The following is a 21,476-nucleotide window of genomic DNA, read 5'->3' as shown; positions in this document are numbered from 1 at the left end:
CTTTTGCCCGGCCATTTTGTCGAATTCCGGGCACTCACGCGCGATGGTACGGATGCCCTGAAAGAATGGTCGCGGCGCGATAGAGCTGCTCGCCGAGCATGATGCGGACCATCTGGTGCGGCCAGGTGGCGGCACCGAACGAGATCAGCATTTGCGCCTCGTTGCGCAGCGCCTCGTCATGGCCGTCTGGGCCGCCGATGGCGATCATCAGCCCGCGCTGGCCGCCATCGCGCAGCGAAGCGATCTTGTCGGCGAATTGTTGTGATGAGAGGTTCTTGCCGCGCTCGTCGAGCAGGATCAGTGCCGTTCCGGACACCATCTGGGCGCGCAGCCTGTCGGCTTCCTCACGCCGCCGTTCATCGACGTTCTGCGCCCGGCTTTCGGCAATCTCGGCGACCCCTGAAAAATCGAGGCCAAGCGGCCCGCCGCTTTTCGAGAACCGGTCGAGATAGCGGTCGGCAAGCTCCTTCTCGGGGCCGGCTTTCATCCGGCCCACGGCATGTATCGCGACCTTCATCCCTGTCGTCTAACGGTTCAATGAACCGTTTCTTCCTCGAGATCCGGCGCCTGCCACATCTTTTCGATGTTGTAGAACTCGCGGATCTCGGGCCGGAAGACGTGCACGATGACATCACCGGAATCGATGAGCACCCAGTCGGCGCCCGACATGCCCTCGACGCGGGGCGTGCCGAGACCGGCATCCTTCAGCGCCTTGAGGAGATGATCGGCTACCGCCGCGACATGACGGTGCGACCGGCCCGAGGCTACGACCATGTAGTCGCCCAGGCTCGATTTCCCCTGAATGTCGATGGAGACGATGTCTTCGGCCTTGGAGTCTTCCAGACTGGCAAGGACTGTCTTGATGGCGCGGGCAACGGCGTCGATTTCGCCTATCCCGGCCGGCGAAGGCAGGATTTCCGCCCTCTTCCGAAGTGCTGTTCTCAGTGTCTTTCCTTTCCGACAGGAACAACCAAATCACCCTGAACTCGGGTAACACCAGTTAGATAGGCAGAGTTGGGGTACAGTTTCAAGACAAGGGCCAACAAGTTGATCTCCCAAGGCCGGCCGTGCACCACTTTCCCTACGGATCGACAGACGGCGGCAACTGCGCGGACATCGGCGAAAAGCTGCCCGCTTCACCCGCCGGTACGGCGCGGCTGATGCGGAGCCGCCACAGGACGAACGCCGTGAACAAGGCAGCTATCACGACCGCCACGTGCATGAAGGCCTGGGTGCCGTAGATCGCGGTCAGCACGGTGCCGAGGCCGGGCACGACGAAACCTGACAGCGACCAGGCGAACAGCATGCTGCTCGACAGCGCCACCAGGTCGTCCTTGTGGGCCCGGTCGCTGGCATGCGCGCTCGACAGCGAATAGATCGATTCGCTCGCTCCACTCCACACGACATAGATCGCAACCATGATCGGCAGGGCGCTACCGTCGAAACGGCTTGCGGCAAGGCCGCCGATCACCACCAGCAGTCCGGCCGCCACCAGAACATGACGCCGGTCGGTGCGGTCGGAAATCCAGCCGAACGGGATCTGGAACAGCAGCGTGCCGAGCGGCATGGCAAACAACAACGTCGCCACCTCCTGCTGGCTGAAGCCGCTGGCCGTCGCATGGATGGGTGCGAAACCGGTGACCAGCATCGACACGCCGCCGACGGCCAGCATGCCGGCGACGCCGACGGGCGAGATGCGCCAGGCACGGGCCAGGGCGACCGAAGCCGCCTGCGGCGCCGGCGGCTGGCGCAGGCGCGTGAGCCCCACCGGCAGGATGGAAATCGCATTGAAGGCGATGCCAAGCAGCGCCGCATCGGCGCCAGAGATGTCGACGAAGCGCAGCAGGAACGAACCGACGCCCAGGCCGACGACGTAGGCGACATAGAAGATCGCCATGACCCGGCCGCGAATGTTGTTGCCCACGGCATCGTTGAGCCAACTCTGCGCGACGATGAACAGTCCGCATATGGCAAAGCCGTAGAGCACCCGCGCCGCGGTCCAGATGACAGGATAGGTGCCCGCCCCTATCGCCACGTTGGACAGCACGATCAGCGCGGAAAACACCATGTAGGCCCTGGCATGGCCGACGCGGCGGACCAGCATGCCGGTGAGCAGGCAGCCGGCGAGACCGCCGGCCGACAGACCGGTCAGGATCGAGCCTGCCCAGGTCGGCGCATAACCCGCCGCTCCGAGGCTGATGGGAATGTAGCCGAACATCAACCCATTGCCGACGGCAACCAGCGCCATCGCCAGGATCACGCCGGCAACGGCTATGGCCGGCGTCTGTTCGCCCTCATCTACCGCAACCGCAACATCGTCCCGCTGATCCATGTACCAAGTCTCGCCTGCCTGTGGCATTTACGCAGCTGCAATTGCGACATGGACGGCGCTGGCTTGGCCGATATAGCGGGCTGGATCAAAGGCTGGCGGCCCGCGTTTTGCCATCGACATCGGCGCAAAAAGAGCGCTGGCAGCAAGCGCGATCAAATGGACCGCCCCGCAAGCGGGCATATCGGGGGCATCCTTGTGCCGGAAAGACCAATGACCCCTGTTCAGAAAGCCATCTGGTTCATCGAAAGCCACTATTCCAGCGACATCGGGCTCGACGAGATAGCCGCCATCGGGGGTGTCTCGCGCTTTCACATGTCCCGCGCCTTCGGGGCCGCCACCGGCCATTCGATCATGGGCTACATCAGGGCCCGCCGCCTGACCGACGCGGCGTTTTCGCTGGCCAAGGGAGCGCCCGACATATTGGCGGTCGCGCTCGACGCCGGTTACGGCTCGCATGAGGCGTTCACCCGGGCCTTCCGCGACCGCTTCGGGCAGACGCCCGAGGACGTACGCGCCAATGGCACCGTTCCCCAACCCGAATATGTGGAGCATCTCAAGATGGACGAAACCTTTGTCGAAAACCTTGCCCCGTCGCGCTTTGTCGACGGCGGCGCCTTGCTCATCGCCGGCTTCAGTGAGCGCTACACCAGCGAAACGAGCCACGGCATACCTGCGCTGTGGCAGCGTTTTGGACCGCATTTCGGCAGCGTTCCCAGCCAGAAAGGCATGGTCGGCTACGGCGTCTGCTGCAACTTCGACGACGACAGCTTCGAATACATCGCCGGCGTCGAGGTCTCCGACTTCTCCGGCCTGACGTCGGAATACGGCCGCCTCCGCATTCCGCCGCAGCGCTATGCCGTGTTCGCCACCACCGACCACATCTCGATGATCCGGCGCATCACCCACACCGTCTGGAGCAAGTGGCTGCCGGACTCCGGACACAAGGCGGCCGACGGCCCGAACTTCGAGCTCTACCCCGAGAGCTTCGATCCGGAGACGGGTCATGGCGGCTACGAACTCTGGATCCCGATCAAGACTTAGTTGACAACGCCGTCTATTGTGATCACATATCGAGATCACTTAACTGGCCGACCTGACGGAAATTCATGTCTCCTTGCTAGGAGAACGCATGACTTGTGCTGTCTGGCTGCGCGAACGTGAGGGAGTGGGGGAGAAATGTTGTTACCGGAACTGCGAAAACTGCTGGGCATTCTTTTGTTCGGTGCGGCACTTGCCGCCGGAACGGCGAATGCACAGATCAACTCGGATATCCGTGTCATCAAGGTGACGGACTACATGTTGGCGTTCTACGATGGCAGACCGTCGACGCCACCCAAAACTGGAGGAACTGAGAATTGGGCTGACAGCGGGTCCATGGATCTCGGCGTAGCGACCTATGCGATCTATCGCGGTGACGAAGCCCTGGTGTGGGATACGTTTCCGACCATGCAGCAGTCGAAATGGGTTCGCGACCATCTTGAGCAGATGGGAACCAAGCGGATCACCGTCGTGAACAGCCACTACCATCTCGATCATATCGGCGGTAACGGCACATATGCGAATGCCCCCATCATCGCGAGCAAGGGGACGCTGGAGAGCCTCCTTGAAAAGCGTGCGGCCATCGAAAGCGGAAATCTCTGGGGGCCGCCCGCTATCCTGCCCCTCGTTCTTCCCAACAAGGTGTTCGAAGGAAAGATGGAAGTCATGGTCGGCGACGTGAAGGTCGAACTTCACAATGTCGACATACATACGCCGGACAGCCTGGTGGCCTTCCTTCCTGCCGACAAGATCCTACTTGCCGGAGATACTATGGAGGACACGCTCGTGTATATTTCTACGCCAGCTAGCGTGCCCGCTCAGATCGACAATCTCGAAGCATTGAAGCAATTCGGGATCGCCCGCATCTACCCCAACCATGGGAACATCGACGTAATCGAGAAGGGCGGTTACGACGACACTCTGATCGACGCCACGAAAATCTACCTGCGGAATATGACCCTGAGAGCCAAGGACGCCGATTTTCTAACGATGCCGCTGGAGACGGCTGTCGAGGAGTCCCTTACGAAGGGATGGATAAGCGTGTGGAAGCCTTATAGGCACGTCCACCAGTCCAATCTGGAGAGTCTCCAAGAGTACTACAAGGATCGGCCGCTGCCGACCCTCCGGGACTAGGCTCAGGACCTAGGCTTGTCCTTGGCCGTGCCGTTCCGCAGCGCCGTCGACGACAGCAGCGAACGCGGCCCGTGGATGAAGGTCCAGGCCGGGGCCTTCATTCGCGCCAGGCGTGGCGCGTCGCCCTCGTCCACGCGCGCATAGTCGAAGGTCTTGGCGACCGCCGACGACAGGAACGACAGCGTCGCCCCCGGCCGGTCGATGACCGCGATCGGAAAGGTCATGACGATCTGCCGCCAGCGCTGCCAGCGGTGGAAATCGCGCAGATTGTCGGCCCCCATGATCCAGACGAAATCGACGCCCGGATTTCGCGCCTTGATCAGCGCCAGCGTGTCGGCGGTGTAGCGCACATTGTGCCTCGCCTCGAAGGCGGTGACCTTGATGCGCGGGTCTTTGGCGATCTGCTCCGACAGTTCGATCCGCTTTGCCAGTGGCGCAAGTTCGCGCGTGCTTTTCAGCGGATTGCCCGGGGTGACGATCCACCACAGCTGGTCGAGCTGCAGGCGGCGCATGGCGATTTCGGCGACGAGGCCATGGCCGGCATGCGGCGGATTGAACGAGCCGCCGAACAGCCCGACCTGCATGCCCTTCATCGCATGCGGCATGCGCAGGTATTTTTGGGGAACTGGCGGCTCCAGGGAGGAGAGCATGGCGCTAGGCACCCCCCTTGAGGGGGAGATGCCCGGCAGGGCAGAGGGGGGTGATTGCGCGCAAAGCCGTCACACCAGCCCGATGCTTTCCGTCACGGCCTGAGCTGGCCGGTGCCGCGCACGCGGTACTTGAACGAGGTCAGCTGCTCGACGCCGACCGGCCCTCGCGCATGCATCTTGCCGGTGGCGATGCCGATCTCGGCACCCATGCCGAACTCGCCGCCGTCGGCGAACTGCGTGGAGGCGTTGTGCAGCAGGATCGCCGAGTCGATTTCGTTGAAGAAGCGCTCCACGGCCTTGGCATCCTCGGCGACGAGCGCCTCGGTGTGGTGCGAGGAAAACGTCTCGATATGCTCGATGGCGCCGGCAACGCCGTCGACAAGCTTCACCGAGATGATGGCGTCGAGATACTCGGTCACCCAATCTGCATCGGTCGCCGGCTTGGCATCATTGAAAGCAGCCAGGACCTCCTCGTCGGCATGGATTTCGCAACCCGCCTTGCGCAGCGCTTCCAGCACCGGCACCAGATGGGTCGCGGCAACCGCGCGATCGACAAGCAGGGTCTCGGCCGCGCCGCAAATGCCGGTGCGCCGCATCTTGGCGTTGACGGCAATGCCCACCGCCATGTCGAGCTTGGCCGACTTGTCGATGTAGAGATGGCAGATGCCTTCGAGATGGGCGAACACCGGCACCCGCGCCTCGTTCTGGACGCGCTCGACAAGGCTCTTGCCGCCGCGCGGGATGATGACGTCGAGATTGCCCGACAGGCCCTTCAGTATCTCGCCGACCGCGGCACGGTCTGCCACCGGCACCAACTGGATCGCATCCTCGGGCAGCTTGGCCGCGTTCAGCCCCTCGACCAGGCAGGCATGGATCGCCAGCGACGAATTGAGCGAATCCGAGCCGCCGCGCAGGATTACCGCATTGCCGGCCTTGAGGCAGAGCGCGCCGGCATCGGCAGTCACGTTGGGACGGCTCTCGTAGATCACGCCGATGACGCCGAGCGGCGTGCGCACGCGCTCGATATGCAGCCCGTTGGGGCGGTCCCATTCAGCAATCACTTCGCCGACGGGATCCCTGAGGTCGGCAATGGCGCGGATGCCGTCGGCCATGTCGCGAATACGGCCCGGCGTCAGCTTCAGCCGGTCCATGAACGAGCCGCTCAGCCCGGCCTCCTCGCCATTCTTCACGTCGATGGCGTTGGCGTCGAGGATGTCCTCCTGACGGCGCAGGATAGCGTCGGCCATGCCGATCAGGGCGGCATGCTTGCGTTCGGCACTGGCGATGGCGAGTGGGCGGGCGGCAGCACGGGCCTTGCGCCCGATCTCAGTCATCAGCCGCGTCGTGTCTCCGCTCTCATGCGCCTTCAGCATGTCCTACCCTTCCGCTTGCACCACAACCGCATCCGCGTGGCTGACAACGAGATCGTCGCGATGGACCATCGCAGAACGCGCCTCGTAGCCAAGCACGGTTTCGATTTCCGCCGTTTTCAGTCCAGCGATCCTTACGGCATCCGCTGCGTCATAGGCAACCAGCCCGCGCGCGATCTCGCGCCCCTCGGGCGCCAGGATCGCCACCGTATCGCCACGCGAGAAATTGCCGCTGACCAGCTTCACGCCCGCCGGCAGCAGCGACTTTCCGGACAATAGCGCACCAACAGCACCGGCATCGACCGTCAGTCGGCCTGCCGGCTCGAGCTGGCCTGCGATCCAGGTCTTGTAACCCTTCACCGGATTGCCGCTGGGGCGGAAATAGGTGGCGCGCTCGCCGCGCTCGATCGCCATCAGCGGCGACAGCCGCGTGCCGGCGGTGATGATCATCGCCGTGCCTGCGGCGGTGGCGATCTTGCCGGCGTCGAGCTTGGTGCGCATGCCGCCGCGCGACAGCTCGGAGGCTGCGGCACCGGCCATCCCCTCGATGTCGGGCGTGATGCGATCGACGACCGGAATGAACCTGGCGTTCGGATCATGCGCCGGCGGCGCGGTGTAGAGCCCGTCGATATCGGACAAAAGCACCAGGAGATCAGCGCCCATCATGGTCGCCATGCGTGCAGCCAGCCGGTCGTTGTCGCCGTAGCGGATCTCGGTGGTGGCGACCGTGTCGTTCTCGTTGATGACGGGCACGGCCTTCATCTTGAGCAGCGTCGAGATGGTGGCGCGCGCATTGAGATAGCGCCGGCGCTCCTCGGTGTCGCCGAGCGTCACCAGGATCTGGCCCGACTTCAAACCCTTGCGCCCAAGCTCTTCCGCCCATGCGCTGGACAGCGCGATCTGGCCGACGGCTGCCGCCGCCTGGCTCTCCTCGAGCTTCAGCGCACGCTTGCCAAGGCCCAAAATGGTGCGGCCTAGCGCGATGGCGCCCGAAGACACCACCAGCACGTCGGCGCCTCTTTCTGCAAGCGTTGCAATGTCATCAGCCATCGAGGCCAGCCATTCGCGCTTGAGGCCGGTCGAACGATCGACCAGCAGCGCCGAACCGATCTTGACGGTGATGCGCTTGTAGGTCCGCAGCGAAGGGATCGTCATGTCGGTCGGCCTACTTCGTCCAGCGCGCATCAGAAGGTGCGACATCGCCGCTTGCCAGGCGGGCTTCCTCGACGACGCTCATCAGCGCCCGCAGCGTCTCCTCGACGCCCTCGCGCGTGACCGCCGACAGCAGGATCGGCGCGCGGCCGGCAGCGCGCTTCAGCGAAGCGATCTTCTTCTTGCGCTCGTCCGGGTCGAGCGTGTCGACCTGGGAAAGCGCCACGATCTCGATCTTGTCGGTCAGCCCATGGCCATAGGCCTCAAGCTCGCCGCGCACCACCTTGTAGGCCTTGCCCGGGTTTTCTTCCTGCGCCGAAACCAGATGCAGCAGCACGCGCGTGCGCTCGACATGGCCGAGGAAGCGGTCGCCGATGCCGACACCCTCATGGGCGCCCTCGATCAGGCCGGGAATGTCGGCGATGACGAACTCGCGCGCGTCGATGCGGGCGACTCCGAGGCCCGGATGCAGCGTGGTGAACGGATAGTCGGCGATCTTGGGCTTGGCCGCGGTGACGGAAGCGAGGAAGGTCGACTTGCCGGCATTGGGCAGGCCGACGAGGCCTGCATCGGCGATCAGCTTGAGCCTGAGCCAGACCCACATCTCCTGGCCTTCAAGGCCGGGATTGGCGCGCCGCGGCGCCTGGTTGGTCGAGGTCTTGAAGTGCTGGTTGCCGAAGCCGCCATTGCCGCCCTTGGCCAGCAGGTAGCGCTGGCCGACCTGGGTCAGGTCGCAGATCAGCGTCTCATTGTCTTCTTCATAGACCTGCGTGCCGACGGGCACCTTCAGGATGATGTCGGAGCCCTTGGCGCCGGTCATGTTGCGGCCCATGCCGTGCACGCCGGTCTGCGCCTTGAAATGCTGCTGGTAGCGATAGTCGATCAGCGTGTTCAGCCCGTCGACCACCTCCAGCCAGACGTCGCCACCACGGCCGCCGTCGCCGCCGTCCGGGCCACCGAATTCGATGAATTTTTCGCGCCGGAACGACACTGCGCCCGCGCCGCCATTGCCGGAGCGGATGTAAACCTTGGCCTGATCGAGAAATTTCATCGGACTCTTCGTCTTCTGCTGTTATTTCGTTGTTTCAGCGCACCTGCCATAGCGCAAGGCGCGGCGAAGGGCGAGAGCGGATTGGGCGCGGAGCCGCGCACGGAAAGGACGTAGATGAAACTGGTCACCTACAACACCCAATATGGTGTCGGTCGCGACGGACGCTATGACCTCGGGCGCATTGCCGCCGCGGTCGAAGGTGCCGACATCGTCGCGCTGCAGGAGGTGACCCGCAACTTCATGCGCAACAATGGCGCCGACATGGTCGAGGGGCTGGCGAGGCTGCTGCCCGACTACTTTCATGTTTACGGCGTCGCCATGGACATCGACTTCGGCATGGTCGGCGACGACGGCAAGCCGGCAAACAAACGGCTGCAGTTCGGCAACATGGTGCTGTCGCGCTGGCCGATCGTGGCGTCGCGCAACCTGCTTCTGCCGCGCAGCCGGCGCTTGAGCCGCGGCAACCTGCAGCGCGCGGCGCTGGAAGCGCTCGTCATGGCGCCGTCCGGTCCGTTGCGCGTCTATTCGGTGCATCTCGACCACGTCAATCTCGAAGAGAGGATCGCGCAGATCCGCCACCTCAAGGAGCGGGTCTACGCCTATCCGATGGAAGGCGGCGCCATCTCGGGCGCTGTCGAATACGGCTTTCCCGAGCTCCCCTGCCCGGAAGAATTCATATTGATGGGCGACTTCAACATGGTCCCCGGCTCGCCCGAACATGTCGTCATGGCCGGCGCGCCCGACCCGGTGGAGGGCACCCAGATCGTCGCCCACCACCCTGTCGACGCCTATGCGCTGGCAGGCGGCGTTCCGGACGGATCGGTCTCCTGGACCGACACGACCCATCCGGAAAAATCCCGCCTCATCGACTACGCCTTCGTCCAGGCCGGCCTCGCCGCCAGGGTCAAATCCATCCGCATCGACAAAGATGCGCAAGGCTCCGACCACCAGCCGGTGTGGCTCGAACTGGCCTAGCGCTCACCTCAGCTGCGTGCCCAAGACCTGAGGCTCGCCCAGGTCTTGCGGTCGAGGCGGTAGCGCTCGACCGGCACCTGGCCGGCGACGATCGAGTTCAGCATGCCCTGCCCGGCATACTGGAAGCCGCACTTGTGGATGACGCGGCGCGACGCCGGGTTGATGACCCGGCACGAGACGTTGAGCACGTTGACGTCGGTCGCACGGAAGGCGAGATCGACCAGCGCGTGCGCCGCCTCGGTGGCGTAGCCATGCTTCCAGTGGGGTTCGCCGATCCAGTAGCCGAGTTCGAGGCCGCGGTCGGTGTAGTTGAGCCCGGCCGAACCGACGAAGGCACCGGTGTCGGCAAGCGTGATCGCGTAGACCACGCCACCGCGCTGGCCGCGCGCCATCGACAGGAAAGCACGCGCTTCGGCTTCGCCGTAGGGGTGCGGCATGCGCGACAGCATTTCGGCGACGTGCCGGTTGTCGGCAAGCTGCACCAGCTCGGGGACGTCGTCCTCGTGCGGCGGCCGCAGCACCAGCCGTTCTGTCAGCAGTATCGGGCAGTCGATCGACAGTCTTTCGTCTTCGACGTCGTCCTTCTCGGCAACCATGTCAAATATCCTCCAGGAAATGAAAAAGGGGAGATGGCGACCCATCTCCCCTGATCCTTTTCCTGGCTTGGCCAGACACCGGTTCCCGAGATGGGGCGCCGGTGTTGTAGTGCGGAACCGGCTACTCCGCGGCCTTGAGAATCGGATTAACCGATACGTAGGTTCGGCCATTGGCTTTTTTATTGAAGGTCACGGCGCCGGCTTCGAGCGCAAAAAGGGTGTGATCCTTGCCCATGCCGACGTTGACGCCGGGATGCCAGGTGGTGCCGCGTTGACGAACGATAATGTTGCCGGGAATCACGGCTTCGCTGCCGAACTTCTTGACGCCAAGGCGCTTGGATTCTGAATCGCGACCGTTGCGCGACGAACCGCCAGCTTTTTTATGTGCCATGGATGTTCTCCTTCAGTCGCTCTGATTACTCTGATTCCGCGACGGCTGCAGCCTTTTTCGGCGCTGCCTTCTTCGCGGGCTTCTCTGCGGCGTCTTCGGCCACGGCATCGATCTTGGCTGCCGCCTTCTTCGAAGGCTTCGCACCGCCCGTCAGAATCTCGGCGATCCGGACAGTGGTCAGGTGCTGGCGATGGCCGCGCGAACGGCGCGAGTTCTGGCGACGACGCTTCTTGAAGGCGATGACGGTCTTGGCGCGGCCCTGCTCGACCACTTCCGCCGTCACCACGGCGCCGGCCACGAAGGGCGCGCCGATCTCTGCGTTGTCGCCTTCGCCAACGGCGAGCACTTCGACGAATTCAACGGTATCGCCGGCGACGCCGACGAGCTTCTCGATCTTGATCACATCATTGGCGGCAACGCGATACTGCTTGCCGCCCGTTTTGATGACTGCGAACATTTTATGCCTTTCGCTGTTCGGTCGACCTTGTTGAACCACTTGAAGCGGTCCCGGCCGTCTTTTTGTCAGTCGTTACGGGTTCAAAACAAACGGCGCAGAGAATCCTCCACGCCGAATGCAGGGCGTCCCGTAACCGAAGGTTGCTATCGAGTCAAGGCAAACAGGCCGGAAAATGACCTTCCGGCGGCATAGCACGGCTGGTCCCGATATGGCATCACCGAGAATGCCACCTTTTGGATACGCGCTCGAACCGCAAGGAACAAGCCAACCGGGCACCCCTGGAACCAGTGCGGGCGAGACTTTAGATCGAGTTACCGCCGCCACTGTCGCCAGATCGCCCGGACATCTGACGCAGCGTCTTTCAGGCCAATTCGGAGCCCCCGGAAAAGACGCGCGACGACAGTCATATTTGGCCTTGTGCGACAGGCGATGAGCCGCTATCTAGTGCGCCGCGCCGGCAACGGCCGATCACGACCGCGGAGAGGTGGCAGAGTGGTCGAATGCACCGCACTCGAAATGCGGCATGGGTGCAAGCCCATCGGGGGTTCGAATCCCTCCCTCTCCGCCATTTGATCAAAGAAATCAAATAGTTACCGGCTGATTGACGATTTACCCGCCAACATTCCCGCCAATACGCATTGCGGTTGACCGCAACTAATCGCGACTGCTTGCCGACCGGCAACAACCAGCCTTGACGCCCGCCCCATACCTGCTTTCATGCGCGAAGTGACGGAGGGGGCTCCAATGAAAGAACTGCTTACGGCGCCGCTCGGCATCCTGTTTATGCTCGGCGGGCCAATCACCTACATCCTGAACGTCGTAGATACCTGGCAGGGCTCGGCAAGCGTCGTTGTCAAACTTCTGATCAACCTCACGCTCGACGCGGTGCTCGCGTTCATCTGGCCGATCACGTGGGTGATTTGGCTGATCATGTACATCGCCGGCAGCGATCCGACGCCAGCCCGCGTTCTCGGGTTCTGAGGTGCGCAGATGACACGCATCGTCGCTATCGCCGCGGCCATCGCTCTCGCCGCAGCCGTCCTGCCCTGGCCTTACGGGTACTATCAGGCCCTCCGCCTAGGGATCTTCGCGGCCGGCATATATTGCGGTTTCATGATGAAGTCGTCGGGTGATGACAAACTGGCATATGGCCTGTTTTTCGCGGCGCTGGTATTCAATCCGTTCCTGCCGGTCTACCTGACGCGAGCGATCTGGCTACCGATCGACCTGATTGGCGCCGCCCTCTTTGCGTTCACGTCCTATCGGCAGACGATCACAGGCGGCGCTAGGCAGTGACGGAAAACATAACGAGGCGGCCAGCCGAAACCGGCCGCCCCAAGGGCTTCTTACTTCTTGGCGGTTATAGCCGTCGCTGCGAACGCATCGATGGCCGCCCTCGCCTGTGGTGCGGGGATCTGACCCTGCTTTACCTTGCCGTTTAGGTACTTCGGCAGATCAGTCGGAACGTATTTCTTACGCACCCATTTCCTGAACTCGCCAAGTGCGTCATCCGGGTAGCAGTACGCCGGCTGGGGGTTAGAAAGTGCCTGCGGGAAGTAGGTCGGATAATTGTGATCGTATTGACGACGCTCACCATATACGACCTCCAGACTATTTTCCTTCCAATGCTTCGCCCACATCTGGCCGACACTGATATCGGGAATAAACTTATCCCCCAAGTTTGCACCTTCTCGGATCATTGTGACAAGCAAGTCAGCAATCTCTTTGAAGATGCTAAAATATCCATCGGGGACAGTGTGGTACGAAAGCGAGACACGGTCATGGAACTGCTTCCAGGCTACATCGACTGCGCCGCTCGGATTGTACCCGACCTGGGAGTAGATGAAGTCGCTGAAGCCCTTGCGGGCCAACAACCGATAGTTCCGCAGAGCTGTCGCCTGGCCTTCGGACGTAGCTTCAAAGGCATAATATTCAAGCACGGCCATGCAGACGGCGTCGGGCACGGCGTGCTGTATGACGCCGTCTTTCTCGACGGCCCAGAACGCAACACTGTCATCTAGCCCTTGCTGTCGAATTATCTCACGGATGCGTTTTTCGCGCGGCTTCAACGGCTCATCCAGCCACTGCGATGTCATGCGCACCAACTGGGATTGGTTGACGCCGCACATCCTTGACAAACCCCGGAGCGTCAAAAAGGGCACACCATTGGTAAGGATGCCCATCTGAACGCCATCAATTTCCCTTTCGGCTGCAATCTCCAGCCTCAGGGACAGTTGTTTTGGGGTGATGCTCTTTTCATCCAAAACTGGCATTTTATCTAGCCTTTTCAACTAGTTGAGGTGATGCTCAACCGGACTAGACGCCTACCTCCGGATGACTAATATCCGGGTTGCATAGAGGGCCGCCTAGCCGGCTTCCAGAAATGGGTCGGTTGCGTTGCGAGCGCATCCGACTCATTGCCGGTTTCGGCCACCGAATTCGGTCGGCCATCCTTCAGAAAAAGCGACTCGGCAGTTAACGTCAAGGATGCGTTACGAGTTAATTACAACCTCTGGGGACACTGGGGATAACGGACCACCTCGACGGTCTTGGGCTGGTTAGTTCATCGCACCCGCAGACTGCCTCTCATTCGTCGCCTCGAACACGTCGGCGGCGTGCCGCAACAGCGACATAGCCCGTTCCCGGTACCAGGGTTCGAAACTGCCAGCGTGTCCGGTGTCGATGATCGTCAAAGCAGCATACGCCAGGGAAATGGCCCTGCCGGCCTCAAGCGCTTCCGCCGCCTCGGCGGCGACCAGTTCGCGCTGAAACACGGAGGGGCCATCGGGGAGGGTTATCACTACCTCCAACCATTCTCGCGCGCCGCGAGCCATTTTTTCCGAAGCTGTTGCAATATCAGTCACTTTGTAAGCCCTTCCTTCAATTCCGGTACCACCATTCCGTCAATCAACCACCGCCAATAAGGCAGGCTGGCATATGGCGTGAGGCGCCGGATCGACTGGATATCGCCCTCGCTCACTACTGCCTCCTCGCCTGCGGCCACGCGGCGCATATTTTCAAAACCGAGCGACATGAGCCCCACCGTATCGGTCACGGCACCAAAGGACGGGCCAAGGAACGACCCGACTTTTGAGCGCACCGCATATCGGCTCGCGGGCTGTCGCTGGCTGGCATTCGGGAACATCGCCGCGGCACCGGCGTAGACCCCGGGTGCGCCGATCTTCTCCAAGGCATTGTTGATTTCGAATGCCACGGAGAAGATACCAGAGCGATCCAGCCCTTCGGCGGCCCAGGTGCCGGGGTTGTCGGAAATCTCTCGCCCGCTCTCAAGCTGCTTGAGCATGTAGATGAACGCGCCGATCGTCGCCATGCCCATCACGCCGCCGACAAGCCGCGTCGTGTCTTCCTGCAAGCCGCGCAGCAATACACGCTGGTTTGAAGCGATTGCGAAGCTCTTGAACTGCAGGATCGTCCGACCGATCGGCGTATTGGCGAACAACGGCACGTCGCCGACACCCTTGGTGACGATGATGCTGTCAACGTCCTTGTTAACCGCCGCGCGGTATGCCCGTCGCAGCCCGGCCGCGGCCGCATCGTCGCCCCAAGCCTCAGTATTGGCGACACGTACGCCGTCCAGTCTGTCGCCATAGGCTCCGAACAGCTTGCCAAGGTCTTCGGCCTTACCCTGCCCGATGCCGAGGAAGCCCATATAGGCGCGCTCAGACGCCGGCAGGCTATCGAACCCAGACGACGCCGCCTTCTCCGCGTTCGCCAGGATCCGGTTCTGCGTCATGGTCGCGGCAAGCCCTTTCTGGAAATCGTTCCAGTGAAGCAGCCCCGTCATACGCGTGAAGCCAGCCGAGGCGTTGTCGAGGAAGCGCTCGAAAGGCGAGTTCATTGCGTAGGGATCGGTGATCTCCGCCAGTGTCGCCAGGCGTGACGCTAGGATCTTTTCCGAGATCGCGCCGGCGAGTTTCGCCTCCTGCCGGCTCATCTTGACGGCCTTCATGTTGCGCACCATCGGGCCAATCCCGTCGCGCATATAGGCCGTGAGGCCATGCACCATTGCAGGCCGCACAGCGTCCGTCAGCGAGGCAACCAGCACGCCGCCAAGCGCCACCATGTAGTTGAATGTGTTCGCGGCGTTGAGCGTCCTGGCCCAGCCCGTATGCTGGATCTCGGGCCGATACTGCCCCCGCAGCATGTCACGCACCGCCTCTAGGTCGCGAAGGTCCGCCCGTTCACGACTGTTGAGCTTGGCGAGACGCTTGGCCTTATCTGCCGAAGGTATCGTGTTGTCAGCCTCGACCGCCTGTCGCAGCTCCGAATATTCCGTGCGGATTGCCTCGATCGGCCCTTTCAGGTCGGGCGAGCCGAAGCGCTCCGTCAATTCTATGTCGGCCGCCATGATGCGAGCATACCGCCTGCCGACAAATTCGATGTCATCGTCAAGGTAGCGCTCGACGAGACTGTCGGGAATATTGAACGTGCGCTCCTTGAGCGGCCCGCGCTTCGTCACCACCAGGCCGGCCGGCAAGTTTCCGTCGATCGCGCGGCCTGTCACCTTCTCGAAAATGTCTTCGACGATCTCATCGATATAGGCGGCCTTATCCGCGTCGTTCACGAAATCAAACCGACCGCGCCCCTCGCTGTCGGCCAGGGCCTCATCGAGCTTCTTGACGCGCTCCAGATCGAGATCATCCAGCACCCGATTGACCGTGGTGGCGATGTCCTTGAGCGCCTCGGAGGTTCCGAACATCGGTCGATTGAAGTCAACACCAATGCGATCGAGCGCCGCGATCATGCGGTCGAAATCATCCGCGGCACGTGCTGCATCCGCATCGCCGTGACGAACGACGCGCTGTCCGCGGAGATCGGCGTCCAGCGCATCGAGAAAATCTCGAATTGACGGCCGTTCCGACACGGTATCGCGCCCGCTCCCCATGCGAACCTGGCCGGCATCGTTCAGAAAGCCTTCTTCCCAGGCGCGGCGCACTATCTCATCCAGACCGTCGCCACCACTGGGATTGAACTTACCCCTGAGCGATTTGCGCAGCAGACCCGGAATTTTCGTCGCGTCTGGAAACACGGCCGCCAGATCGCCGGTTGCGTCAAAGATACCGCCGCGCTGGCCCTTCAACCACTGCGACAACGACTGCGGCGCCTGAGGTCGCTCGCCGGCATTGAACCGCTTCACCAGACCAACGATTTCTTCTTCGCTGAAATCGTCGGGCGTAATCTCGCCAGCATCTAAACGACGCCGCATGTTCTCCCCACGGCGCAGGATGCCCGTCTGTACCTCGTTCCTTTCCCGCGCCAGATTGGTGGTGCGCCGATCCTGTCGCCATGCATCCTTGCGCATCACTTCATCAAGAGAGCCGGAAAGCCAGTTGCGCACGACAGATCGGAACTCGCCTTCGTGAGCCTCGATCGCCGGCCTGTTCCACATGCGCGTAAAATAACTCTCGGCTGTCGACACACTGACATCAGCAGGCAGCATTCCAGCATCAACGGCGCGTTGCTTCAGCGGTTCGATCACAGCTGAGCGCCACGCCTGTGCCGCCTCTGCTACGCCGCGGATGTCGCTCTTGTCGCCGCGCCGCATCGCGCGTCCTACTGCCTCGCGGAACTCCTTCTTGGTCATCACCTGGCCGGCCTTCCGTGCGGCCAAGTATGCCTTCTCCTGGGCCTCCATTGCCTGCGTGACAGCACCGCGCGCATATTCGTGCATTGCCGTCTCGGCGGCCGTATCGCCTTCTCCACGCAGGTTTTTGCGCAGGTAGACGGGCGTCTCCAGCATCAGCGAAGCAATCTTGCGCACCGCCGTCGCCGGGCTCGTCATCGTGCGAAGGATCGGGTTCAATTGTGCTGTAGCGTTTGCGACCTTCGAAGCGGCTTTGCCGGCAATGCTGAGATCGTCGAGCGTATCCGCCGCCGCCGAAGCTGCACCGACACTTTGCGGCGATAGCGCGATATCCGCCAATTCCTTATGCAGAATATCGGTCGCCGCGTCGAAATCGGGCAGCTCAGCATTCTTCAGCACGGACGACGCCTGGCGGTGCTCCAGATGGCTCATAAGACGGCTCGCACCCGCACCCAGCAGCCCGCCCAGGATGACCGAGCCACCGATGTTAACGGCGCTTTCCTCACCCGACCGAATGGCTTGGCTGGCCTGCAGGCCTACCTCCTGCACCGCCGTCGCAGCACCTGCAGCCGCGCCGACACTCAACGCGCTGCGGCCCGTAGCGTAACCTGCTCGACCGGCCTTCACGATCGCACCACCAGGCAGCAGCAGCGTTGGATCGAGCACCGAAGCTGCGCCGGTCAATGCGAACCCAGTCCAGCCCGACGCCGCCAAGGTCTGTCGATCCCGCTTTTCGCGGTCGATGTCGGCCTTCACCGCGGCCGCAGATGTTCGATTGAACACGTTTTCGAAGGCGTCGAAGTGATCTTCATACCCCTCAATGTCGTCAAACACGTTGTAATCCCGGTCAACGTCATAAAAGCCGCCGTCGAGTATCGACCGGAACTGCTCAGACGTGGCGATCGAGCCGACAATGTTCTCTTGCCGAAGCGCCGCCGCGGCCGTTTTGAGGATCGACGGGGTTTGCGTCGGCTGGTCGCTGAACCGCAGGCTGGTCGAAGCAGAATACGGAGCTGCATCATCAAAGGGCATCACTGCTCTCCCGTCAGGGGATTGCCATCAAGGAACCGATCGAGATTGCCCTCTCGATCACGGCCAGCCTCTAGCCGGCTCCGGTTCTCGTCGCGTTTGAGTTCGGAACGTTCCCGCTTTGCGGCGGCAAGATCCGCGCGGCTTGGCGGCACAGCGAAGAACGGCAGGCGAAACATCTCCAGAACGCCATCCTTTTCATACCAGACCTGATAGCGGGCAGGTTTGCCGGCCTTGAAATCACGATCAGTCAAACCGTCTGCCTGGAGAAACACCTTGTCAGACGCCGCCCCCGCCGCGGAGAGGGCGGCCTTCACCTGCTGGCGGATATAGTCGTGGGTGCCGTCCTTGCCGGCAGGGTAGACCACCTCAGGCGGCAAGCGGGTGACCACCTTGGACCCGGAAATGCTGAAATCTGAGGTGCCATACCGGCGCCGGAAACGATCGGCCGCCAATGCCTTGGCCGTATCCTGATCGCCGGCTGCGTCGAAGAGGCTTTCCTCCAGAAGAGAGCGATATTCGACCACCATCGCGGCAGACTGTGCCGGCGTCTCGCCTAGCTTCGGATCGGTGCCGATCAGGCCGGGATCGAAGATATCACGCACCGCAGACTCGACAGCCTGTCCATCGACGAAATCCTTAATCGGCTTGGACTGCATGAGCGCCGTGCGCTCGCGGAGCTTTTCAGGGTCGCGCATATCGATGAGGCGCTGCGCCGCAGCTTCTGCGGAAAGGCCGACGTTGCCAGTGAGGTGCGAAAATGCGACCGCCGCGTCCTGAATTTCCTTACCGCCGTCACGGCGATCGAAAGCGGCCGTGTCGATCGAATGAAGGCTGAGAGCGAGACGAGCGGCACCGGCCACATTCGCCACCTTGCCGCTCGTCAAATCGGCTCGAATGGCATTGGCGACAGGCTGAGGCACAATTCCCGTCTGGCGAACAAGGTCCTCCATAACCGGGCGCAATCGTGCAGGCTCAACCGTCGTGGCGATGGACTTCCACACGTTGTCCGTAAGCTTTCGACCATCGCTGTCGTACGGATCGATCGCGAGCCGGCCGGCCTGAAACGCCTCGACCGCCTTCTGCGTTTTGAACGTGTCGCCAAGCTTTTCGGCGAGCGAGTTCAGGATCGTGGCCTTGTCGCCCTTGTCTATGATTGGATCATCGAGGATTTCTGCGCGGGTCAGCGAGGTGTCGTCGCTAGCAATCCGCAGTTTATAATCGTCGACAACGGCAACTCGGTGCGCCTTGATCTGCGCATTCTGCTGCGTCAGGAAAGTTGACAATCCAGTGTCGGCGCTCTCCCGAAGCCTCGCCGCATAATTCGCAGGAAGGCCAGCAAGCATGCCCTCGACGCGTGGACTGAAAACCACTTTGCCCGTTTCCACGGCGCCACCGCTCGCCTGCATCCGCTCGGAAAATTGCTTGTCGCTGAGTTTATGGATGCCTTCCCAGGTGGCACCGAGGCCGGCGCGAACCTCCGCGTAATTGCCGCCGCGAAGATCAGCGGTGAGATCGCGGCCCGTCCTGGTCTTGTAATCCTGCTGCGCAAGCCACCAAGCGGCCACATCCTGACTGATGGGGCTGAAATCAGGCAGGCCGAGGGCCCCGGCCACCCGGTCCCACGTCCCTTTGACGACCTGGTAACGACCCGCTGCGGTCGACGTGCCGCCAGCGCCCTTCTGGCGAGGATGGTCGGAGAAACTGGAAAACCGAGAACCACCATTGATCACGTCGTAGCCAGGGCTTTCCGTCCCGGCGATCACGCCCAGCAAGGAATACGCCTCAGACGGCAATCCTGACGCTGCGAACTGCCTGGCGCCCGGCTTAGAAGCGTTCACCGTTGCATCGCGCGTCACAGCATCACCAACCAGCGGCATGATCTCACGCATTAACGTCAGATGGTCTGACGCCGACATATTGTCCCGGTGTTTGAGGGCATACTCCGTGGCAGCAACAGGGTCGTCGCCCGCCAGCTGCAATGCCGTCAGGCGGTGCGCATCCGACAGATAATCCGACTGCTGCTGTTTCAGCTGCTCAGGGGTCCAGCCAAGCTTTTCGCCAAGGGTGGCAATCTCCTGAAGGCCGGCAGAGGTATATTTCTGCCATTGCGCGCTATCACGATAGTTGATGAGCGCTTCGTTCTTGAGGTTTTCGGCACCGTTGCGGGCTTCCTCGACGACAAACTCCTTGAGAGAGTTGCCTTTGTGAATAAGCCCCGAACGCCGTGCATCGGCCTCAAGCGGATCGACCGCTGCCGCAAAGAGGTTCTGTTGGGCCGGCGTCATCTTGGCGGCGTGCTTCTGCCGCAGTTCGGCTAGCTTAGTGTTGTATGCGGGAAGCCCGTCGATCGCGTCTTTCCCGGTCCTTTGTAGATAGCCCCCTTCAGGATCGTATCGGAGCGCATCGAGCTCGCTCATATACTCGTTGCGCCCACGACGAGCGATTGTCTCATCCTCCAGCGCCTTAACCCTGGCGAGCGCATCTCCGACCTGAGCGACACCCGCCGCCGCACTTTCCATGCCTCGCCCGATCGCAGCGCCCATATCATCAGGCGTTGCGCGCACAGTGATACCCTGCTGATGGATCGGGCGATCGCGAACCTGGCCAGGCTGATATGAAGGGACGCTGGGCATATGGTGCCTTTCTCTTGATTGAAGCTGGTTAGTGTTCCAGCCACAGTCGCGCCGACAGCTGGACATCCTTGCCGGCAGCGGTGTGGGCAGTCATGGCCAGAATGTCGGAAACGATGGCCTCTACTGGGGCGGTGGCGGCCTCAATCGCTGCAAATTCATCCTTGACGGACATGTCTTCCGGCAGGGCCGCGATCGCTTTTCTGCAAACAGCAAGAGCCTCATCCATGCGGAAACCGAGGGCGAGCAGTTCGAGATCGTTGTTGGTGGTCATGGGTATCTCCTTGATGTCAAAGTGTTCATATGATATGATTTACACCATGGTTAACACGATGTCAACTGGAGATCAAATGATATGTCACCAATCACTCCCGCGCAAATCCGGGCCGCTCGCGCAACGCTCCGTTGGAAGGCTGAGGATCTGGCCGAGCGATCGCAGGTTGGGGTTGCCACAATCCGGCGAGCAGAGGTCCGAGAAGGAGCTACCGGCATGACGGCAGCAAACGAAGCAGCCATCCGCCAGGCGCTGGAGCTGGCCGGCATAGAATTCATCCCTGAAAATGGCGGAGGCGCCGGCGTACGGCTACGAAATCGGTCGTCACCACTGTGACCCGTCACAACTCGCACCGATTTCGTAACAGTCGTGACCATACCTGCCTCTGATTTGAATATTGTTGCGAATACTGCAACATGTGTTGCGATGTGTTGTGATATTGCCAGCGGGATAAATCAATATTTCTGTCGACTCACGTCAGCTTTGACTGATTTTATGGCGACAACAGTTGCTGTTGAACAGAGGTCGCCGTGAAAACAGTCCTTATACTACTCGCCCAATACGAAACTGCAGTGATTCCCCTCGATATCGTCTGCAAGGACTACTTCCAGCACCTGACGCCGACGACATTCATGCGCAAATCGCTTGCCGGAGAGATCAAGCTCCCCGTCGTCAGGATCGACGAGGGACAGAAGGCAACGCGCGGTATTATGCTGAGCGACCTGGCGCAGTGGATCGACGATCGCCGCGCTGATGCCGTGCGCGAGTTGGAGAGGATCCACGGCTAGG

22 protein-coding genes and 1 tRNA gene are annotated in these 21,476 nt (G+C 61.8%); 8 read left to right on the top strand and 15 right to left on the bottom strand.

The window, feature by feature from the left end; all coding sequences use genetic code 11:
• Positions 1 to 34: 34 nt before the first annotated feature.
• The 3 genes from rlmH to CO731_RS06420 all read right to left on the bottom strand — a co-directional run bounded on the left by rlmH (position 35) and on the right by CO731_RS06420 (position 2,332).
• Positions 35 to 517, bottom strand: a complete 483-nt coding sequence (rlmH, locus tag CO731_RS06430) for a 23S rRNA (pseudouridine(1915)-N(3))-methyltransferase RlmH (protein WP_108606452.1) — start codon at positions 515 to 517, stop codon at positions 35 to 37.
• A 17-nt stretch (positions 518 to 534) separates the two neighbouring features.
• The gene (rsfS, locus tag CO731_RS06425; protein WP_108606451.1) at positions 535 to 912 is read right to left on the bottom strand and encodes a ribosome silencing factor; all 378 of its coding nucleotides are present in this window, start codon (positions 910 to 912) and stop codon (positions 535 to 537) included.
• 169 nt (positions 913 to 1,081) lie between these two features.
• A complete protein-coding gene (locus CO731_RS06420; RefSeq protein ID WP_108606450.1) occupies positions 1,082 to 2,332 on the bottom strand; it encodes an MFS transporter in 1,251 nt (416 codons plus the stop codon).
• Between the two features lie 210 nt (positions 2,333 to 2,542).
• Between CO731_RS06420 and CO731_RS06415 the strand changes: the two genes are divergently transcribed.
• Both CO731_RS06415 and CO731_RS06410 read left to right on the top strand, forming a co-directional pair.
• Positions 2,543 to 3,373, top strand: coding sequence for an AraC family transcriptional regulator (locus CO731_RS06415; protein WP_108606449.1), 831 nt, complete (start codon positions 2,543 to 2,545; stop codon positions 3,371 to 3,373).
• A 135-nt stretch (positions 3,374 to 3,508) separates the two neighbouring features.
• Entirely contained in the window at positions 3,509 to 4,504 is a 996-nt protein-coding gene (locus CO731_RS06410) for an MBL fold metallo-hydrolase (protein ID WP_108606448.1), read from the top strand.
• A 2-nt stretch (positions 4,505 to 4,506) separates the two neighbouring features.
• On the opposite strand, the gene CO731_RS06405 is transcribed toward CO731_RS06410, so the two are convergent.
• The 4 genes from CO731_RS06405 to obgE form a co-directional block, all read right to left on the bottom strand.
• Positions 4,507 to 5,154 carry a nicotinate-nucleotide adenylyltransferase gene (locus CO731_RS06405; RefSeq protein WP_199914570.1) on the bottom strand — a complete coding sequence of 216 codons (648 nt, stop codon included), beginning with the start codon at positions 5,152 to 5,154 and terminating at the stop codon, positions 4,507 to 4,509.
• 92 nt (positions 5,155 to 5,246) lie between these two features.
• Positions 5,247 to 6,527: a glutamate-5-semialdehyde dehydrogenase gene (locus tag CO731_RS06400; protein WP_108606446.1), complete on the bottom strand. Its 1,281-nt coding sequence runs from the start codon at positions 6,525 to 6,527 to the stop codon at positions 5,247 to 5,249.
• A 3-nt stretch (positions 6,528 to 6,530) separates the two neighbouring features.
• A complete protein-coding gene (gene proB, locus CO731_RS06395) occupies positions 6,531 to 7,673 on the bottom strand; it encodes a glutamate 5-kinase (protein WP_108609666.1) in 1,143 nt (380 codons plus the stop codon).
• Between the two features lie 16 nt (positions 7,674 to 7,689).
• Entirely contained in the window at positions 7,690 to 8,727 is a 1,038-nt protein-coding gene (obgE, locus tag CO731_RS06390) for a GTPase ObgE (RefSeq protein WP_108606445.1), read from the bottom strand.
• Between the two features lie 114 nt (positions 8,728 to 8,841).
• Here obgE and CO731_RS06385 point away from each other — a divergent pair, with 114 nt between their 5' ends.
• Positions 8,842 to 9,702, top strand: coding sequence for an endonuclease/exonuclease/phosphatase family protein (locus tag CO731_RS06385; RefSeq protein WP_108606444.1), 861 nt, complete (start codon positions 8,842 to 8,844; stop codon positions 9,700 to 9,702).
• Between the two features lie 8 nt (positions 9,703 to 9,710).
• Here the strand turns inward: CO731_RS06385 and CO731_RS06380 are convergent, their stop codons facing one another.
• The 3 genes from CO731_RS06380 to rplU all read right to left on the bottom strand — a co-directional run bounded on the left by CO731_RS06380 (position 9,711) and on the right by rplU (position 11,146).
• Entirely contained in the window at positions 9,711 to 10,298 is a 588-nt protein-coding gene (locus CO731_RS06380) for a GNAT family protein (protein WP_183262779.1), read from the bottom strand.
• Positions 10,299 to 10,419: 121 nt separating this feature from the next.
• Positions 10,420 to 10,689 (bottom strand): 50S ribosomal protein L27, encoded by a 270-nt coding sequence (gene rpmA, locus CO731_RS06375; protein WP_108606442.1) that lies wholly within the window; start codon positions 10,687 to 10,689, stop codon positions 10,420 to 10,422.
• A gap of 25 nt (positions 10,690 to 10,714) precedes the next feature.
• Positions 10,715 to 11,146: a 50S ribosomal protein L21 gene (gene rplU / locus CO731_RS06370; protein ID WP_108606441.1), complete on the bottom strand. Its 432-nt coding sequence runs from the start codon at positions 11,144 to 11,146 to the stop codon at positions 10,715 to 10,717.
• 478 nt (positions 11,147 to 11,624) lie between these two features.
• On the opposite strand from rplU, the gene CO731_RS06365 reads away from it, so the two are divergent.
• The 3 genes from CO731_RS06365 to CO731_RS06355 all read left to right on the top strand — a co-directional run bounded on the left by CO731_RS06365 (position 11,625) and on the right by CO731_RS06355 (position 12,442).
• A tRNA-Ser gene (locus CO731_RS06365) sits at positions 11,625 to 11,714 on the top strand.
• A gap of 176 nt (positions 11,715 to 11,890) precedes the next feature.
• The gene (locus CO731_RS06360; RefSeq protein ID WP_108606440.1) at positions 11,891 to 12,127 is read left to right on the top strand and encodes a hypothetical protein; all 237 of its coding nucleotides are present in this window, start codon (positions 11,891 to 11,893) and stop codon (positions 12,125 to 12,127) included.
• Positions 12,128 to 12,136: 9 nt separating this feature from the next.
• Positions 12,137 to 12,442: a DUF6804 family protein gene (locus tag CO731_RS06355; RefSeq protein ID WP_108606439.1), complete on the top strand. Its 306-nt coding sequence runs from the start codon at positions 12,137 to 12,139 to the stop codon at positions 12,440 to 12,442.
• Positions 12,443 to 12,492: 50 nt separating this feature from the next.
• Here the strand turns inward: CO731_RS06355 and CO731_RS06350 are convergent, their stop codons facing one another.
• The 5 genes from CO731_RS06350 to CO731_RS06330 form a co-directional block, all read right to left on the bottom strand.
• On the bottom strand, positions 12,493 to 13,419 hold the full coding sequence (locus CO731_RS06350; RefSeq protein ID WP_108606438.1) for a hypothetical protein: 927 nt from the start codon (positions 13,417 to 13,419) through the stop codon (positions 12,493 to 12,495).
• A 285-nt stretch (positions 13,420 to 13,704) separates the two neighbouring features.
• Positions 13,705 to 14,010, bottom strand: a complete 306-nt coding sequence (locus tag CO731_RS06345; RefSeq protein ID WP_159091576.1) for a hypothetical protein — start codon at positions 14,008 to 14,010, stop codon at positions 13,705 to 13,707.
• Positions 14,007 to 17,783, bottom strand: coding sequence for a hypothetical protein (locus CO731_RS06340; protein WP_108606436.1), 3,777 nt, complete (start codon positions 17,781 to 17,783; stop codon positions 14,007 to 14,009). Before CO731_RS06340 ends, CO731_RS06345 begins: the two co-directional genes overlap by 4 nt.
• On the bottom strand, positions 17,783 to 20,416 hold the full coding sequence (locus CO731_RS06335; protein ID WP_159091575.1) for a hypothetical protein: 2,634 nt from the start codon (positions 20,414 to 20,416) through the stop codon (positions 17,783 to 17,785). Before CO731_RS06335 ends, CO731_RS06340 begins: the two co-directional genes overlap by 1 nt.
• A 28-nt stretch (positions 20,417 to 20,444) precedes the next feature.
• Positions 20,445 to 20,687 (bottom strand): hypothetical protein, encoded by a 243-nt coding sequence (locus tag CO731_RS06330; RefSeq protein ID WP_108606434.1) that lies wholly within the window; start codon positions 20,685 to 20,687, stop codon positions 20,445 to 20,447.
• Between the two features lie 81 nt (positions 20,688 to 20,768).
• Between CO731_RS06330 and CO731_RS06325 the strand changes: the two genes are divergently transcribed.
• Together CO731_RS06325 and CO731_RS06320 are read left to right on the top strand one after the other, a co-directional pair.
• Positions 20,769 to 21,023 (top strand): transcriptional regulator, encoded by a 255-nt coding sequence (locus tag CO731_RS06325; protein ID WP_108606433.1) that lies wholly within the window; start codon positions 20,769 to 20,771, stop codon positions 21,021 to 21,023.
• Positions 21,024 to 21,217: 194 nt separating this feature from the next.
• Positions 21,218 to 21,475, top strand: coding sequence for a pyocin activator PrtN family protein (locus CO731_RS06320; RefSeq protein WP_108606432.1), 258 nt, complete (start codon positions 21,218 to 21,220; stop codon positions 21,473 to 21,475).
• Position 21,476 lies beyond the last annotated feature (1 nt).

The sequence above is a fragment of the Aminobacter sp. MSH1 genome (genome assembly GCF_003071665.1).
GTDB lineage: Bacteria > Pseudomonadota > Alphaproteobacteria > Rhizobiales > Rhizobiaceae > Aminobacter > Aminobacter niigataensis.
The sequence above is the reverse complement of the archived record's forward strand: the minus strand, read 5'-3'. Positions and strand labels throughout refer to the sequence as shown.

What these genes read in the sequence shown, in the direction of transcription:
- rlmH (WP_108606452.1), bottom strand. Translation starts at nt 517, where the DNA reads ATGAAGGTCGCGATACATGCCGTGGGCCGGATGAAAGCCGGCCCCGAG.
- CO731_RS06420 (WP_108606450.1), bottom strand. Translation starts at nt 2,332, where the DNA reads ATGGATCAGCGGGACGATGTTGCGGTTGCGGTAGATGAGGGCGAACAG.
- CO731_RS06415 (WP_108606449.1), top strand. Translation starts at nt 2,543, where the DNA reads ATGACCCCTGTTCAGAAAGCCATCTGGTTCATCGAAAGCCACTATTCC.
- CO731_RS06410 (WP_108606448.1), top strand. Translation starts at nt 3,509, where the DNA reads ATGTTGTTACCGGAACTGCGAAAACTGCTGGGCATTCTTTTGTTCGGT.
- CO731_RS06405 (WP_199914570.1), bottom strand. Translation starts at nt 5,154, where the DNA reads ATGCTCTCCTCCCTGGAGCCGCCAGTTCCCCAAAAATACCTGCGCATG.
- CO731_RS06400 (WP_108606446.1), bottom strand. Translation starts at nt 6,527, where the DNA reads ATGCTGAAGGCGCATGAGAGCGGAGACACGACGCGGCTGATGACTGAG.
- obgE (WP_108606445.1), bottom strand. Translation starts at nt 8,727, where the DNA reads ATGAAATTTCTCGATCAGGCCAAGGTTTACATCCGCTCCGGCAATGGC.
- CO731_RS06385 (WP_108606444.1), top strand. Translation starts at nt 8,842, where the DNA reads ATGAAACTGGTCACCTACAACACCCAATATGGTGTCGGTCGCGACGGA.
- CO731_RS06380 (WP_183262779.1), bottom strand. Translation starts at nt 10,298, where the DNA reads ATGGTTGCCGAGAAGGACGACGTCGAAGACGAAAGACTGTCGATCGAC.
- rpmA (WP_108606442.1), bottom strand. Translation starts at nt 10,689, where the DNA reads ATGGCACATAAAAAAGCTGGCGGTTCGTCGCGCAACGGTCGCGATTCA.
- rplU (WP_108606441.1), bottom strand. Translation starts at nt 11,146, where the DNA reads ATGTTCGCAGTCATCAAAACGGGCGGCAAGCAGTATCGCGTTGCCGCC.
- CO731_RS06360 (WP_108606440.1), top strand. Translation starts at nt 11,891, where the DNA reads ATGAAAGAACTGCTTACGGCGCCGCTCGGCATCCTGTTTATGCTCGGC.
- CO731_RS06355 (WP_108606439.1), top strand. Translation starts at nt 12,137, where the DNA reads ATGACACGCATCGTCGCTATCGCCGCGGCCATCGCTCTCGCCGCAGCC.
- CO731_RS06350 (WP_108606438.1), bottom strand. Translation starts at nt 13,419, where the DNA reads ATGCCAGTTTTGGATGAAAAGAGCATCACCCCAAAACAACTGTCCCTG.
- CO731_RS06340 (WP_108606436.1), bottom strand. Translation starts at nt 17,783, where the DNA reads ATGCCCTTTGATGATGCAGCTCCGTATTCTGCTTCGACCAGCCTGCGG.
- CO731_RS06335 (WP_159091575.1), bottom strand. Translation starts at nt 20,416, where the DNA reads ATGCCCAGCGTCCCTTCATATCAGCCTGGCCAGGTTCGCGATCGCCCG.
- CO731_RS06330 (WP_108606434.1), bottom strand. Translation starts at nt 20,687, where the DNA reads ATGACCACCAACAACGATCTCGAACTGCTCGCCCTCGGTTTCCGCATG.
- CO731_RS06325 (WP_108606433.1), top strand. Translation starts at nt 20,769, where the DNA reads ATGTCACCAATCACTCCCGCGCAAATCCGGGCCGCTCGCGCAACGCTC.